Annotated in this window: 15 protein-coding genes; 6 read left to right on the forward strand and 9 right to left on the reverse strand. The window is 71.1% G+C overall.

Annotated elements, in window-relative coordinates:
* Window positions 1–1,470 carry a sugar transferase gene (locus FED44_RS00920; protein WP_138459437.1) on the reverse strand — a complete coding sequence of 490 codons (1,470 nt, stop codon included), beginning with the start codon at window positions 1,468–1,470 and terminating at the stop codon, window positions 1–3.
* 497 nt (window positions 1,471–1,967) lie between these two features.
* On the opposite strand from FED44_RS00920, the gene FED44_RS00925 reads away from it, so the two are divergent.
* Window positions 1,968–2,912: an LCP family protein gene (locus FED44_RS00925; protein WP_167521351.1), complete on the forward strand. Its 945-nt coding sequence runs from the start codon at window positions 1,968–1,970 to the stop codon at window positions 2,910–2,912.
* A 10-nt stretch (window positions 2,913–2,922) separates the two neighbouring features.
* Here FED44_RS00925 and FED44_RS00930 read toward each other — a convergent pair whose 3' ends face one another.
* The 3 genes from FED44_RS00930 to FED44_RS00940 all read right to left on the reverse strand — a co-directional run bounded on the left by FED44_RS00930 (window position 2,923) and on the right by FED44_RS00940 (window position 5,021).
* The gene (locus FED44_RS00930; protein ID WP_111700615.1) at window positions 2,923–3,294 is read right to left on the reverse strand and encodes a hypothetical protein; all 372 of its coding nucleotides are present in this window, start codon (window positions 3,292–3,294) and stop codon (window positions 2,923–2,925) included.
* A gap of 55 nt (window positions 3,295–3,349) precedes the next feature.
* Window positions 3,350–3,964, reverse strand: a complete 615-nt coding sequence (locus FED44_RS00935; protein WP_244301648.1) for a GntR family transcriptional regulator — start codon at window positions 3,962–3,964, stop codon at window positions 3,350–3,352.
* Window positions 3,965–4,034: 70 nt separating this feature from the next.
* A complete protein-coding gene (locus tag FED44_RS00940) occupies window positions 4,035–5,021 on the reverse strand; it encodes an EamA family transporter (RefSeq protein WP_138459440.1) in 987 nt (328 codons plus the stop codon).
* Window positions 5,022–5,195: 174 nt separating this feature from the next.
* Here FED44_RS00940 and FED44_RS00945 point away from each other — a divergent pair, with 174 nt between their 5' ends.
* Entirely contained in the window at window positions 5,196–7,304 is a 2,109-nt protein-coding gene (locus tag FED44_RS00945; protein WP_138459441.1) for a sensor histidine kinase, read from the forward strand.
* Window positions 7,301–7,654 (forward strand): DUF742 domain-containing protein, encoded by a 354-nt coding sequence (locus FED44_RS00950; RefSeq protein WP_111700611.1) that lies wholly within the window; start codon window positions 7,301–7,303, stop codon window positions 7,652–7,654. Before FED44_RS00945 ends, FED44_RS00950 begins: the two co-directional genes overlap by 4 nt.
* Before the next feature lie 4 nt (window positions 7,655–7,658).
* Here the strand turns inward: FED44_RS00950 and FED44_RS00955 are convergent, their stop codons facing one another.
* On the reverse strand, window positions 7,659–8,063 hold the full coding sequence (locus tag FED44_RS00955) for a hypothetical protein (RefSeq protein ID WP_138459442.1): 405 nt from the start codon (window positions 8,061–8,063) through the stop codon (window positions 7,659–7,661).
* 81 nt (window positions 8,064–8,144) lie between these two features.
* On the reverse strand, window positions 8,145–8,576 hold the full coding sequence (locus FED44_RS00960; RefSeq protein ID WP_244301649.1) for a hypothetical protein: 432 nt from the start codon (window positions 8,574–8,576) through the stop codon (window positions 8,145–8,147).
* Between the two features lie 259 nt (window positions 8,577–8,835).
* Between FED44_RS00960 and FED44_RS00965 the strand changes: the two genes are divergently transcribed.
* Window positions 8,836–9,189: a hypothetical protein gene (locus FED44_RS00965; RefSeq protein ID WP_111700609.1), complete on the forward strand. Its 354-nt coding sequence runs from the start codon at window positions 8,836–8,838 to the stop codon at window positions 9,187–9,189.
* Between the two features lie 186 nt (window positions 9,190–9,375).
* Here FED44_RS00965 and FED44_RS00970 read toward each other — a convergent pair whose 3' ends face one another.
* From FED44_RS00970 to FED44_RS00980, 3 genes are all read right to left on the reverse strand, one after another.
* Window positions 9,376–9,840 carry a hypothetical protein gene (locus FED44_RS00970; protein WP_138459443.1) on the reverse strand — a complete coding sequence of 155 codons (465 nt, stop codon included), beginning with the start codon at window positions 9,838–9,840 and terminating at the stop codon, window positions 9,376–9,378.
* A gap of 181 nt (window positions 9,841–10,021) precedes the next feature.
* Window positions 10,022–10,411 carry a hypothetical protein gene (locus tag FED44_RS00975; protein ID WP_138459444.1) on the reverse strand — a complete coding sequence of 130 codons (390 nt, stop codon included), beginning with the start codon at window positions 10,409–10,411 and terminating at the stop codon, window positions 10,022–10,024.
* A 211-nt stretch (window positions 10,412–10,622) separates the two neighbouring features.
* Window positions 10,623–11,585 carry a carbamoyltransferase HypF gene (locus FED44_RS00980; protein WP_138459445.1) on the reverse strand — a complete coding sequence of 321 codons (963 nt, stop codon included), beginning with the start codon at window positions 11,583–11,585 and terminating at the stop codon, window positions 10,623–10,625.
* A gap of 97 nt (window positions 11,586–11,682) precedes the next feature.
* Here FED44_RS00980 and FED44_RS00985 point away from each other — a divergent pair, with 97 nt between their 5' ends.
* Both FED44_RS00985 and FED44_RS00990 read left to right on the forward strand, forming a co-directional pair.
* Entirely contained in the window at window positions 11,683–12,519 is an 837-nt protein-coding gene (locus FED44_RS00985; RefSeq protein ID WP_138459446.1) for an SAM-dependent methyltransferase, read from the forward strand.
* Between the two features lie 246 nt (window positions 12,520–12,765).
* Window positions 12,766–14,598, forward strand: coding sequence for a glycoside hydrolase family 6 protein (locus tag FED44_RS00990; RefSeq protein WP_138459447.1), 1,833 nt, complete (start codon window positions 12,766–12,768; stop codon window positions 14,596–14,598).
* Window positions 14,599–14,626 lie beyond the last annotated feature (28 nt).

Below are 14,626 nucleotides of genomic sequence, written 5' to 3' on the forward strand. Positions count from 1 at the left end.
TCAGTAGGCCCCTCTTCCCCCGGTCACCGCGGACCACGTCTTCCACAGCACCTGAAGATCCATCATGAGCGACCAGTTCTCCACGTAGCGCAGGTCCAGCCGGACCGACTCCTCCCAGGACAGGTCCGATCTGCCGCTCACCTGCCACAACCCCGTCATGCCCGGCCGGACGACCAGGCGCCGGTGCACGTCCGTGCCGTACTGGTCGACCTCGGCGGGCAGCGGCGGACGCGGCCCGACCAGCGACATCTCTCCTCGCAGCACGTTGATGAGCTGCGGCAACTCGTCCAGGGAGTAGCGGCGGAGCAGGTGCCCGACCCGCGTGATCCGTGGATCGTTCCGAATCTTGAACAGCACGCCGTCCGACTCGTTGGACTGCTCCAGGACCAGCTTGAGCCGCTCGGCGTCGACGACCATGGTGCGGAACTTCAGCATGTCGAACTCCCGGCCGTACCGGCCGATGCGCGTCTGCCGGAACAGCGCGGGACCGGGACTGGTCCCGCGGACGAGCGCCGCGATGACCAGCATCGGGACGAGGAGGACCAGGAGAAAGGCCGCGGCCACGATCCTGTCGAAGGCGTTCTTGACCAGCCGTCGCGATCCTTCGAGCTCGGGGTGCTCGACGTGCAGCAGCGGCATTCCCGCGACCGGGCGGACGCTGATGCGCGGGCCGGCGACGTCCATCAGGGCCGGAGCGACGAAGAGGTCGGTGCCCCCGGACTCGATGGCCCAGGCGAGGCGGCGCAGCGCGGCGCCGTGGAGTTCGGGGCACGCGAGGACCGCGACCGCCTCGGCGTCGACCTTGTCGACCACGGCGGCCACGTCCCGGAAGTCCCCGAGCACGGGCACGCCGTCGATGTCGGAGCGCTGTCTCCGGAACTGCCTGTTCGGCAGGCATGCGGCCACCACCCGCATGCCGTGGTACGGCTGCCGCCGCAGCTGCAGCACCAGCTCCTGGACGGACTGCCGGTGTCCCACGGCCACGACCCGCCGCATGTACTCGCCCCTGGAGCGCAGGCGGTGCAGCCTCTTCCGCATCCGGTGCCGGAAGAACAGCGTCAGCACCGTGGCGAGCGGCAGCATCGCCATGACGTAGCTCCGGGCCACCATGGTCTGCGTCAGATATGCCCCGATCGCGACGGTCGCGGTGAGCCCGAGCCCACCCTGGGCCACCGAGCGGAACTCCGCCGTGCCCTCGCCGTGAGCGCGTGCCCGATACCCGCCCGCGAGGCCGACGACCAGAGGCCAGCCGAGCGTCAGGGTGGCGCCGAAGACGAGGTCGTAAACCGGGATGTAGGCCCCCAGCTGGAGCCGGGTCAGCTCGACTCCGCAGAAGGCCAGGGCCCCGCACAGGAAATCCCCCGCCGTGAGGAGCCTGCGAAAGGACCGCTCCGACACCCTTGCCGGGAGCCGGACGCCGAGGCCGCGGGGAATCACCCCCAGTTCCGCCAACTCTAACCGCGATTCCATGTCACCACGCCCAAGTAGCCAGACTGCGCAGGAAGATGACGCACCCCTCGTCACACAGGTTGACGCACAACTCATCTTTTTTCAGGGACGGGGAGCATGCACGAGCCTGATGGTAGACAGCGACCGCTCAGTACGGAATGTACGTGATCTGTCCACAGTTGGCCGGGTGAATTCGCGTTTTGGACTTGACGGGAACGTTCCAATATGCCCCTCGCGTCGGTCATCGCACAACACCACTGACTTATACATCAGATCCTCGTCTATGATCTCCGCGTGGCGAGGGCGGGACAGCGGGTGAAGGCCGGAGCCGGAGTACGGCCGGCCGAGCGATTCGCTTCCCACCACGACCCGACCGCGGCGACCGGTGGATGTCCGCTTCGGAACACGTCCGCCGCGTGGAACCGAGCATTGGACGACTCGTGACGACATCCGGTCAGTTACCTCTCACAGTGACTCCACCGCCGCGGACGTCGCGCCGGCGCAAGGTGCTGATCGCCGTGACCCTCGCGCTCCTCCTCCCGCCGGCGGCCCTCTTCGCGGTGCTGATGCAGCGCCAGCACGTGTACGACGCCAACCTCCGGCGGGTGCAGCAGGTGTTCCCCGAGGAGTCGGACCGACCGGCCAGAGCCATTGGAACCGCCCAGAACTGGCTGGTCGTCGGCGCGGACAAGCGGCCGGGGGAGAGCGGCTTCCAGCGGTCGGACAGCCTGATGATCGCGCATGTCCCCGCCGACCGGAAGCGAATCTTCCTGATCGGCATACCTCGTGACTCGTATGTGACCATCCCGGGCCACGGGCACGACAAGATCAACGCAGCCTACGCGTACGGCGGCCCGCGCCTGCTCGTCCGGACGGTGGAGCGACTGGTCAAGGTCCGGATCGACCACTTCGTCGCGCTGGATTTCGACGGCTTCATCGACATGAGCACGGCGTTGGGCGGCGTCGACGTCTATGTGGCCCGCCAGGTGCACGACCCCGCGAACAAAATTACCTGGCCGCAAGGAAACGTACATCTGGAGGGCGAGCGCGCGTTGCTATTCGTCCGCCAGCGTTACGGACTACCCGGTGGGGATTTCGACCGCATTAAACGGCAGCAGGCCTTCTTACGGGCGGTGGCCGAAAAGGTGGTCAGCAAGGGAATGCTGACCAATCCGTTCGCAGTGGACAAGTTCCTCCAGGCTTTGACGCGATCCCTGTCGGTGGACGCCGGGGTGGACATGAAGACCCTGAGGGGCCTGGCGCTCGAACTCCGCGACATACGCGGCGGCGACCTGCTGTCGGCCACCTACCCCGTCGCCGGCACGGGCACGGTCAAGGGGGCGAGCGTCGTCCGCCTGAACGCGAAGGAGGGCGCCAAGCTCACCGACGCCCTGCGGAACGACACGCTGGAGCGCTACTTCGCCGACCGGGGCGGGCTGAACGAGTCCTCCTTCGTCAGGTGACCCCGCTCGTTCAGTCGTACTCCAGGTCGGGCAGGGGCGAGGGCGGCTCCGGGCTGCGCCACACCACGACGTAGTCGGCGCGCGCGCCGGCCACCGCCGTGCTCAGCCGGTCGAGGTCGAAGTCCGGCAGGTACCGCAGCCGGGCGAGGAAGCTCGCGTCGGTCGCCGAGTGCGGGACCACGCAGCCCTCGCCCTCCCGGTCCAGCAGGACGATGAAGACGTCGTCCGGCTGACCGGACGGATCCCGGCGATCGTGACCGCCGACGCGGACCTCGACGACGTCCTCCCATGCGAGAGCCTCGACGCTGCCGTCGGCATAGTGACGCGTCACGCCTTCTTCGGTGACGTACACATAGGTGTCCGGCACTGGGTTGCCGTGCATGGGCGCGATTGTGACGACTCACAGCGGCCCCGTGCAAGACCGTTCAGAAGCGCGCTCAGCCGTGCCGCCACCGCAGATGGTCGCGCACCGCCCGTACGGCCGCCTCGGCCGGTCCCTCCGCGATCGCGCGGAGCAGCGCCGCGTGCTCGGCCGCGAGCTCACGAGGGTCCTCGTACGCGTGCCTGAGCCGGACGAGACCGAGCCGCGTCTCGGCCGCCAGCGTGCCGTACAGACGCTCCAGGCGAGGACTCCCGGCGGCGGCGACGAGCGCCTCGTGCAGCGCCATGTGCTCGGCCACCACACTCGCCCACGGCGCGCCATGCGGCAGGCCGGACAGACGGCCCAGCGCCTCCTCCGCGGCGCCCACCCGGCGACCGGCCACCGCCTCGGCCATGAGCTCCTCCAGCGGCCTCCTGACGTACATGAGGTCGGCCAGGTCGGCGGGGGTGATCACCGGGACGTACGCGCTGCGGTTGCGCTCGCGCCGCAGCAGCCCCTCGTGGACGAGGAGCGCCAGCGCCTCCCTGACCGTGGGGCGGGCCACGCCGTACCGGGCGGACAACTCCTGCTCGGGCAGCGCCGCTCCCGGCTCGACGTCCCCCGACAGCACCCGCTCGCGCAGCGCGGCGGCGAGCGCCTCGACGGTGGAGACGGGCCTCAGGGTGGTCACGGGGCCGAGCCTACTCATCGGGCCTACTCGCCGGGCCTACTCGCCGGGCCGGGCCCGTCGGCCGAGCCCGTCAGTGCCGCCCGGCCGTCGCCCTCGGCGTCCCCGGCACGGGGACGTCCGGAGTGCGCGCGCGGGCGGGCAGGGCGACCACGGCGAGGCCCGCGGCGAGCAGCGCCAGGCCGGCGCACGAGACCGCGGACAGGTGCTCGCGCAGCGCCACGACGCCGAGCAGGGCCGCGACGGCCGGTTCGGCCAGCGCGAGCGTGGCCGCCGTGGCCACGGGGGTCGTGCGCAGGCCCCGGCCGTACAGGAGGTAGGCGAGGGCCGTCGTGGCGCAGCCGAGATAGAGCGCGGTCAGCAGGCCGCCCGGCCGGGCGAGCCACACCGGGCCGCTCAGCACGAGGACCGGCAGCATGAGGACGGCCGCGCCGCCGAAGAGCACGCCCATGACGGTCCCCGAATCCGTCCCCCCGCCGATCGCGCGGGACGCGACGACCGCGTAGAAGGCGTATAGGAGCCCGCCGAGCAGAGCGAGCCCGATCCCCGCGGCGTCGGCGCCGCCGGCCTCCCCTCCGGCTCTCCCGCCGGTGACGAGCACCGCGCATCCGGCGACGGCGGCGGCCGTGGCGAGGGCCCAGCGCCCGCTCGGCCGCTCGTGCCCCACGAGCCAGGACAGGATCCCGGTGAAGACCGGGCCGCTGCCGATGGCCACCACCGTGCCGATCGCGACCCCCGTACGGTGGACCGCGGCGAAGTAGCAGAGCTGGTAGGCCGCCACGGCCGCGGCCCCCAGAGCCAGTGTCCAGTGCGCGCGGACCGACTGCGCCAGATTTCGCCCGGCGCTCCGTACGTGCTCGCGGGAACGGTCCAGAGGGCGCGAGCGGAGGGAGCTGCGGCGCGCGGAGATCGCCAGCGCGGCCAGCACGGCGCCGCCCAGCACCAGGCGAGCGGCGGCCAGAGAGACGGAGTCGGCGGCGGCGAGGGCTCCCGCGGTGCCCGCGGTCCCCCACAGCACGGCCGCGGCGACGACGGCGAGCGGACCGGATCGCGAGTACATGGCTCGATTGTCTGACAATCAGACAGAATCGGCAAGGTCTTTGCCCCTCAACGTCGAGACTGTCCTGATACGGGGCTGTGGCCCAAGTCGTTAGGAACGATCCCTGGTGGGCCGTCTCACGGATTGCTAGGGTTTCGCCACTAATTAACATGTGTGTAACCGACGGGCGGGGCCATGGCTGGTCGGAAACGGTCCATTCGCTTCAAGATTTTCGCGATCCTGCTGGTGCCGGTGACCGCTCTGGTGGTGATCTGGGGGTTCGCCGCCACCGTGACGATCGAGCAGGGGCAGCAGCTCCTGCGCATCCAGAAGGTGTACGACAACGTCGTCTATCCGGTCAGCGAGACGATCAACGCACTGCAGACCGAGCGGTTCGTGTCCGTGAGCTACCTCGCGTGGCGCACCACCTCGTTGCGTACCGACCTCCAGGGTCAGCGGCGCAGGACCGACGGCTGGGCGGCCGACATGACCCGCCTGTCGGCGCAGGCCCGGGACGAGACGCCGCCCGCCATGTGGAGCCGGGTCCAGGACCTGATCCGGCAGGTCCGCGGGCTCGACGTCCTGCGCGGCCAGATCGACGACCACACGCTGACCCGCCTTGAGGCGATCGAGGAGTACAGCTCGGTCATCGAGACCGCCCACCAGGTCTACGACCGGCTCATGATCTCGCCCGACATCGACATCGTCGCGCAGACCAAGGCGCTCATCCTCCTCGTCCGCAGCCGCGAGGTGGTGAGCCAGCAGTCGGCGCTCGTGCTGGGCGCGCAGGCGGCCGGACGGATGTCGCAGGACGAGCGGGACGCCTTCTCCGGCATGGTCGGCAAGCGCCGCCTGCTCTACCAGCTCGGCACCAGCCAGCTCGACGCCACCCTGCTCAAGCAGTTCGGCGCCCTGAACGCCGCCCCCGTCTACTCGGCGTTCCTCTCGCTGGAGAACGACGTGATCGCCAGCGTGCGGCCCGGGCAGCCGCTGCCCCCCGACGCGATCGCCTGGCCGACGACGGCCCAGGCCCTGACCAGCCAGCTCACCGAGACGACCAACGTCGCGGCCGACATGACCGCCGCCCGGGCCATGCCGCTGGCGCAGGCGGTGCTCTGGCGCATCGGGATCGTCGGCGGCCTCGGCCTGGCCGCGGTGCTCGCGACCCTGTTCGTCTCCTTCCGGTTCGCCCGCACGCTGACCGGCGAGCTCACCGCCCTCCACCGCGCGGCCCGCGACCTCGCCGAGCGGCGCCTGCCCGACCTCGTGCGGAGGCTGCGGCGCGGCGACGACGTCGACATGGCGGCGGAGACGCCGCCCGTGGTGGGGCGCAGCGACACGGTCGAGGTCGAGAACGTGGGCAACTCGTTCACCTCCGTGCAGCAGACCGCCGTGGAGGCGGCGGTGGGCCAGGCGGAGCTGCGCAAGGGCGTCAACAAGGTCTTCCTCAACCTGGCCCGCCGCAGCCAGTCGCTGCTGCAGCGCCAGCTCGGCATGCTCGACAGCCTGGAGAAGGAGATCGCCGACCCCGACCTGCTGGAGCGGTTGTTCGGGGTGGACCACCTCACCACCCGCATGCGCCGCCACGCGGAGGGTCTGATCATCCTGTCCGGGGCGGTGCCCGGGCGCGGCTGGCGCAACCCGGTCCGCCTGTACGACGTGGTGCGCGCCGCGATCGAGGAGGTCGAGGACTACCTGCGGGTGGACGTGACCGTGCCGCACGGGTACTCCCTCGCCGGCGGCAGCGTCACCGACGTGATCCACCTGCTGGCCGAGCTGATCGAGAACGCCACCGTCTTCTCCCCGCCGCACACCCGGGTGCACGTCCGGGGCGAGGTGGTCGGCCGCGGTTTCGCGCTGGAGGTCGAGGACCGCGGGCTCGGCATTCCTCCGGAGGAGCTGGAGCGACTCAACCAACGCCTCGCCGACCCGCCGGAGTTCGACCTCGCCGACAGCGACCGGCTCGGCCTGTTCGTGGTGGGCCTGCTGGCCCGGCGGCACAACATCCGCGTCTCCCTGCGCAGCTCGCCGTACGGCGGGACGAGCGCCGTCCTGCTGCTCCCGCAGGAGGTCGTGGTGGAGGGCGGGATCCACGAGCCGGTGGTGGAGCCTCTCTCTCAGCCGGAGCACGTCGCCCCGGCGCTCGCCCTCACGCCGCCGGTCGGCGGCGACCACGGCTCGCTGCCCAAACGGGTACGCCAGGCCAACATCGCTCCGCAGCTCAGGGAGGATCCGAGGGAGGAGCGGAGCGACGTGTTCTCCTCGTTCCGGTCCGGCTGGCAGCGCGCCCAGGAGGACTCGTGACCGAGCAGGAGGAGGGGCCCCTGCTGCGCCCCTACACGATCACCCGGGGACGCACCCGTCCGACGGGGCCGGAGTTCGACCTGATGACGATCATCAGGACGGCCCCCGCGGCGTACCGCGGGGTCTCCGGTCTGGCCCCCGAGCACTGGCGGATCCTGCAGCTGTGCCGGGGGCCCTCCTCCGTGGCCGACCTGGCCTCGGAGCTGGGCCTCTCGCTGAACGTCGTACGCATCCTGCTGAGCGACCTGCGCGACCAGGGGCTGATCACGGCACGGCCGCCGGCGACCGTGGCCCAGCTGCCCGAGGAGCGTCTCCTGCGCGAGGTCATCCAGGGGCTGCAGGCGTTGTGACGCCTCAGGAGTCCGTCGCGCAGGACTCCACGAGGCGCTGCACGTGCCAGCGGGCCGGGGTCGTCAGCTCGTCGGCGTACCGGTCCAGCAGGGCCGCGCACTGCACCGGATCGGCGATCTCGACGGGCGGCAGGACCAGGATCGCCTCCTCTCCGTCCAGCACGAGTTCGCCCCGCACGCCGAACGCGCCGTCGCCGACCGTGACGGCGGTCTCGAACACGAGGTCGTGCCCGGGCAGCTCCAGCGCCACGCCGAGCCGTACGGCGGGCCCGGCCAGGTCGGAGATGATCTCGACGCGGACATGGGGGAAGAAGTCACGGGAGAGGGACCGTCCCATCTCGCTGAACCGCGCCGCCGTGCGCTGCAACGCCCGCAGAAGCTCGGCGGCGCCCTGACTTTTGGCGTCCACCCCCGCAGGGTAGATCACCGCCGGTAGCGGTTTGGCCGAATATTTAGGTTGGCCCGGAAATTTCCCCAGGGGAAACCGTCGTCAGCGGAAGGCATAGCACTCGACCTCCGCACGCCGGCGGGTCAGCCCGCCGCCCACCGACTCCTCCACGCACGCCCGCTGGGCGGCGCTGAGTTCGAGGGGCCCGCAGACGGAGACCCCGGAGTACGTGCGGCAGTCGAGGGCGGGGTTGAACGCCCCCACGACGTACTTCGCGCGCACCTGCGCCCGGCACCGCGCACGCGCCTGCCCCGTCTTCGGGTACCGGCACTGGCCGACGAGGACGTCGTACTGCTCCTGGCTGACCTCCTGCCGCTCGATCCCTCCCTCGGGCGGCGCGGGAGCCTGCCGGTACGCGCTGCGCAGGCCGGTCCCCGGGCGTACGCCGGTCCCGGCGGCGACCGCCGCGACCGCGGCGGCCGTGCCGAGCGTCGTCATGGCGGCGAGCACGGAGACAGCGACGATCTTTCTCATGCGATCCCCCCGAGGAGGAACGTACCCACGAGCGACAATCCGCCCCAGGTGCCCCGCCGGACCACAATGGACGACCGTGACCTCACGTCATTGTGAGATCGGAGAAGTCGCCACGTTGGGTAAACGGAATATTGCCTAGTGTGGTCGAAGAAGATCGCGGGTAGATGTGGTCCCGGAACCGAAGGGGACGGCCTTCCGCCGTTCAAACTCATTTTCCTCGGTCCAAATCCGGTCATTCTCGACACAACGGAGCTTTTACGTGCGATTTGTTCACGCAGTCACGACTGGCGCCCTGGTTCTCGCCGGACTGACGGGTACGAGCGCGGCCGCCCTGGCCGGCACCGGACCGACCGACCCCTCCGGGTCGGCGTTCACCGGCTACCAGGTCGTCGCCCTGCCCAACGCGAACGTGCCGAACTTCACCCGGCGCACCGTGTACTGCCCGGCCGGCAAGCGGGTCGTGGGCGGCGGCGGCGAGGCGCAGGGCAACGACGCCGTCCTCGTGGGCAGCTTCCCCACGGCCGACGGCACCGGCTGGATCGCCCTCGGCCGGCAGCCCCGCTACGACAGCGTGGGCATCAGCGTCTACGCCATCTGCGCGTACACCAGCTGACATGGCCCGCCCGCGGCGCGCCACACAGCGCGCCGCGGACGCGGCCCGCGCCGAGGAACCGGCGCAGGCCCGACTCCAGGACAGGCCACCGGCGGGGCGCGGAGCCGCACCGCAGTGAATCAACCCGGGCGCGTGACAGGCGTCTTCCCGCATGCGCCAGAGCGGGCGCGGACCGCGCCGGGAGGCTCACCGCGAGGCGTGGGACATGCGCCTTCCGGCGTGCGCCGCCGTGTGCGTCAGAGTGTGCGTCAGGGCGTGGGCGGCCCGGCGGGCCATGGTCTTGGGACGCGAGAGCGCCCGCGGGGCGGGGTGCCCGGCGGGCGGGTCCTCCCCGGAAGGCGCGGCGAGCACCTGGGCGATGTCACACGCCCGGCTCCCCCGGCACAACGCGTTCTGGATGCCGATTCCCTCGTTCGCGACGTTGACGGAGACCTGCTGGGTGCCCCGGTTGCTGATGGGGCTCGACGCCGAGAGCGCCGGCCGCGCCTCATCCCTTCCCGCCGACGCTCCCCGGTCCCGGTGCGACTCCCGCGGATGACCGGCCGCAGCGGCGGCGGGCGCCGCGACGGCGAGAGTCAGCACGAGCGACGCACAGGCGAGAAGCCCCGGACCGCTCCGCAGAACCGGCCTGCCGTACCACCGACACCTCATCGCGCGCCGCTCCCGTCAGCCGGACCGCTCCTGCGGCCCCTCCTCGTGCGGGGCCGTTACTCAGGCTAGTGATCCGCCTTTTCCCAGCGTCCGGCACGCGCGGCGTCTTACGCCATCATTGCCATATTCGTCGGCGCACGGTCCGGTCGATCGATTCGCGGCCGACGCGCGGCGGGAAACGTCACCAGCCGAAGGCGTTGACCGGCATGTTCTGCCAGATCTTGCAACGCTTCGGGCCGGGGCCGCAGAAGGCGCCCTGGGTGTTGATGCGGCCGCCGACCGTGATGCCGGTCTGCTGCTGGCCCATCATGAAGGTCGGGCTGTAGACGCCGTTGAGATTCTGGTTGAACCTGCCGTTCCCGGAGCCGAACTGCCTGGCCGTGGCCACCCCTCCGGCCGCCACCTGCCCCTCACCGCCTCCGTGCCCACGTCCGTGTCCGGCGGCGTGCGTCACCACGCCCGGGCGCAGCGGAGCCGTGCTCGCACTCGCCTCCCGCGCGGTGGCGGCCGAGGCGAGCGCGGCCACGAGGACGGCCAGTGTCAGGCGGCCGGCCGCGAGTGCCGGAATCATTCGCGAAGGGGCCGTACAGTCGCGGGACATCTGGAAACGCACCTACTCACCAAGGCCATCCGGCGACGGGTCTCGTCGTGGACATAAGCAACGATGCCCTCATACCCCATTCGATGGCCTCGGTTCCGGCCCTGCCAAGCGCGGCATGGATGATGACTCAGCTTTTGCCGCAATTCCGCTTATCCGGCAAATACGCGCAGAATCACCATTTCTACGACACCTGGGCGACCGGTGACACGGGAGCGGGCGACGGGTCCGGCCTGCCGTCCTGCCTCGGAGACGTCCACACGGGCCACGCCGGCGAAGACGTCGGCAGCGCCGTGGCGGCGGGCCGCGCCGGAAGACCCGTCCCTTGATCGAGCCCGTGACCGACGCTCAGACCGACGCTCAGATCGACGCTCAGATCGAGGCCCAGGTCGAGGCCCACGGTCAGCGTTCCGTCGTACGGCAGTTCCCGCTCGCCGCATCGGTCCCAGACAGCGAGCGGGCCCTCGAAGCGCGACGTGAGCAGATGCTGCAGCGGAGTGCGGGGCAGGAAGAGGTCGACGTCGGGCGTCGCCCGGCGCACCGCCCGGGGCAGTCGCGGCTCGCGCAGCCGGACCAGTGTGGCCGGTTGGGAGCGCTCGGCGAGCGCGCGGATGTCGAGGAAGGACAGGTTCGCCAGCTCCCGGGCCGCCGAGACGTGCCGCACCAGCACGCGGACCGGACCCGGCGCGCCGTCCATCCGGGCGAGCGCGGGCTCGGCCCCGGCGTCGCAGACGATCTGATCGGCGAAACCGTCCCTGAGCGCCACGACTCCCCCGGCCTCGATCACCGCGACCGCCTCCGCCAGTGCGTCCCGGCCGAGCAGCCCGTCCCAGCGCAGCGCGGGGCCGCAGGCCGCGCATCCCGCGGCGTCGTCCGGGCCGCGCCGCGAACCGGGCCGGTCGCACTCGCGCCGGCAGTCCTCGCACAGGGCGAGCGGCCGTACGCGCGGCTCGCCGGCGGGGGGCCCGCATTCACGGCAACGGACCAGCGGGTAGAGATGCCTGCGCCCGCGCGGGTCGAACAGGTCGCGTACGCAGCCGGGGCAGATGCGGTGCTCCAGGCCGTACCCGTCGATGCCCACCGGCAGGGTTCCCGCCGTCGCGGAAGCACCGGCGGCCCGCCCGCCGGGAGAAGTCAAGATGCCCATGGCGTCCGCACTGCCCCGGATGATCGACACTAATCCCAGAGACACCAATAGCCACAGATGTCACATATTGCGCATCTCGACCCCTGGCGCGAGACTGATGATCTCGATCGGCACAGCAGACCGGAGAACCACGGTGACCGACGGACCAGGATCGCCCGCGATCGACTCCTCCGCCTCGCACTCGGCCCGCGTCTGGAACTACCTCCTGGGCGGCAAGGACAACTACGCCGTCGACCGCGAGGCCGGCGACATGATCATGCGGATGTTCCCTGACATCGCCCGGATCGCCCGTCAGCAGCGGCGTTTCCTCGTCCGCGCGGTGCGCTACCTGACGGCCGAGGCGGGTGTGCGCCAGTTCCTCGACATCGGCACCGGCCTGCCGACCGCCGACAACACCCACCAGGTCGCCCAGCGCGTCGCCCCCGAGAGCCGGATCGTCTACGTCGACAACGACCCGCTCGTCCTGGTGCACGCGCGGGTGCTGCTCACCAGCACGCCGGAGGGCAGGACCGACTACATCGAGGCCGACGTGCGCGACACGGACACGATCCTGGCCGCCGCCCGGAACATGCTCGACTTCGATCGGCCCGTCGCGTTGATGATGCTCGGGATCCTGGGGCAGCTTCGCGACGAGGAGGACCCGTGGGCGGTCCTGACCCGCCTGCTCGACGCCCTGCCGCCCGGCAGCTATCTGGCGGTGAGCGACGGCACCGACACCAGCGAGGCGCTCGTGCGGGCCATCGAGATCTACAACGCCAACTCCGCGAGTTCCTACCACCTGCGCGCCCCCGAGGCGCTCGCCCGCTTCTTCGAGGGCCTGGAGCTCGTCGACCCCGGAGTGGTCACCATCCCCCGCTGGCGGCCCGACGTCGCGGACGCCGAAAGCTCTCCCCGCGCCGTGGACGCGATCTGCGGCGTCGGCCGCAAGCCCTGACGGACGGCCGGCCCCGGCCGCTGAATATTTCACCGGCTCCGGAGTGGGCCGGCAGGGGTCTCGTACGGATTCTCCGAGGTCCCCTCACACTCTCGTCCGTTCGTTGCGGAAAGGGCGCTTTCCCCTGACGCGGACGGTGTACACGCGCCGGGCGATTGATGAGTCTGGGGATCGTCGGCGCCCCTCCGGCATCCGGAGCGGCCGCCGGGACACGCCCGGCTCACCTCACCTGGAGAACGATCGCCCATGACATTCGGCGGCAACCGGTTTCTACGCGGACTCCTGACGGCCGTCACGGCCACGGCCCTGGGCGGAGCGGGGCTCGTCCTGGGCCCGACCTCCGCCGACGCCGCCGTCGGCTGCAAAGTGACCTACGCGACCACCCAATGGGGCACGAGCTCGGGCGGCTTCACGGCCGGCGTCACCCTCACGAGCACCGGCGAGTCGCTGAACGGCTGGAAGCTGACGTTCTCGTTCCCAGGCTCCCAGAGGCTCACGCAGGGCTGGTCGGCCTGGTGGACCCAGTCCGCCAACCACGTCGTCGCGGAGAGCGAGACATGGAACGGCTCGGTGCCCTCCGGCGGATCCGTCCACCTCGGCTTCAACGGCACCTGGACCGGAAGCAACCCGCCGCCCACGGACTTCGCCGTGAACGGGGTGCCGTGCCAGGTGATCCTCATTCCGAGCCCGTCGCCGAGTCCTTCCCCGAGCCCTTCGCCCAGCCCCTCACCGAGCCCTTCACCCAGCCCTTCACCGAGCCCTTCACCCAGCCCTTCACCGAGTCCGAGCGTCAGCCCGAGCCCGGACGTTCCGGTGGACAACCCGTTCATCGGCGTCACCGGGTACGCCGACCCGGACTGGGCGGCCGACGTGGAGTCCTCCGCCGCCAAGGTGGACGACGCCACCGCGGGCAGGATGCGCGGCCTGAAGAGGACGTCGACCGCGGTCTGGCTCGACCGCATCGCCGACGTCACCGGGGGCCCCGGCGTGACGAGGACGCTCAAGGACCACCTCGACGAGGCCGTGCGGCAGAACGCCGGCTACGTCACGCTCGTGCTGCACGACCTGCCCGACCGCGACTGCCGGTCGCTGGTCTCCAACGCCGAGCTGCACGAGGCGCAGGGCGGCCTCAACCGCTACAGGACCGAGTACGTCGACGCCATCGCCGCCCTCCTCGCCAGGCCCGAGTACCGGAACCTACGCGTCGCGACGGTCGTCGAACCGAAGGCACTGATCGACCTCATCGTGGGCACGGGCACCCTGCGGTGCGTGCAGGCGCAGCAGTCGGGCGTGTACACGGCGGGCATCCGGTACGCCCTCGACAGGTTCGCGCCGCTGCCCAACGTCTACACGTACCTGGACGCCGGCAACGCGTCGCTCGCAGGCTGGGACACCAACTTCACGCAGCTGGCGACCCTCATCACCGAGACCGTGCGCGGCACGGCGGCGGGGACGAACAGCCTCGACGGCATCGCCACGAACGTCGCCGACTACGTCCCCCTCACAGAACCGTTCCTGCCCGACCCCAACCGCACCGTGGCCGGCCAGCAGATCATCATGAGCAGGTTCTACGACTGGAACCCGCACTTCGACGAGCGGGACTACGCCCTCGCGATGCGCGCCGCCCTCGTCGCCAAGGGCCTGCCGAGCTCGCTCGGCGTGGTGATCGACACCTCCCGCGACGGCTGGGGCGGACCGGGCAGGCCCACGGCCGTGAGCACCTCGCTCGACCTCAACACGTACGTGGACCAGAGCCGCGTCGACCGGCGCCCGTCGCGGGGCGCCATCTGCAACCAGAACGGCGCGGGGCTGGGCACGCGGCCGGTCGCGGCGCCCGTGCCCGGGGTCGACGCCTACCTGTGGATCAAGCGGCCCGGCGAGTCGGACGGAGCGGGCGGCCCGATTCCGCCCGCGGGCTCGGACCAGCCGCTCGACGGCGTGTGCGACCCCAAGGGCAACCTCACGCCCTGGTCGGACACGATACGGCCGACCAACGCCCTTCCCAACGCACCGCTCTACGGCGACTGGCACCACGAGCAGTTCGTGATGCTGGTGAACAACGCCTACCCCGCCCTCTGAGCACGCTCCGGTGCCCCCCGAGACGTCC

The sequence above is a fragment of the Microbispora triticiradicis genome, assembly GCF_005864065.1.
In the GTDB taxonomy this organism is placed as follows: Bacteria; Actinomycetota; Actinomycetes; order Streptosporangiales; family Streptosporangiaceae; genus Microbispora; species Microbispora triticiradicis.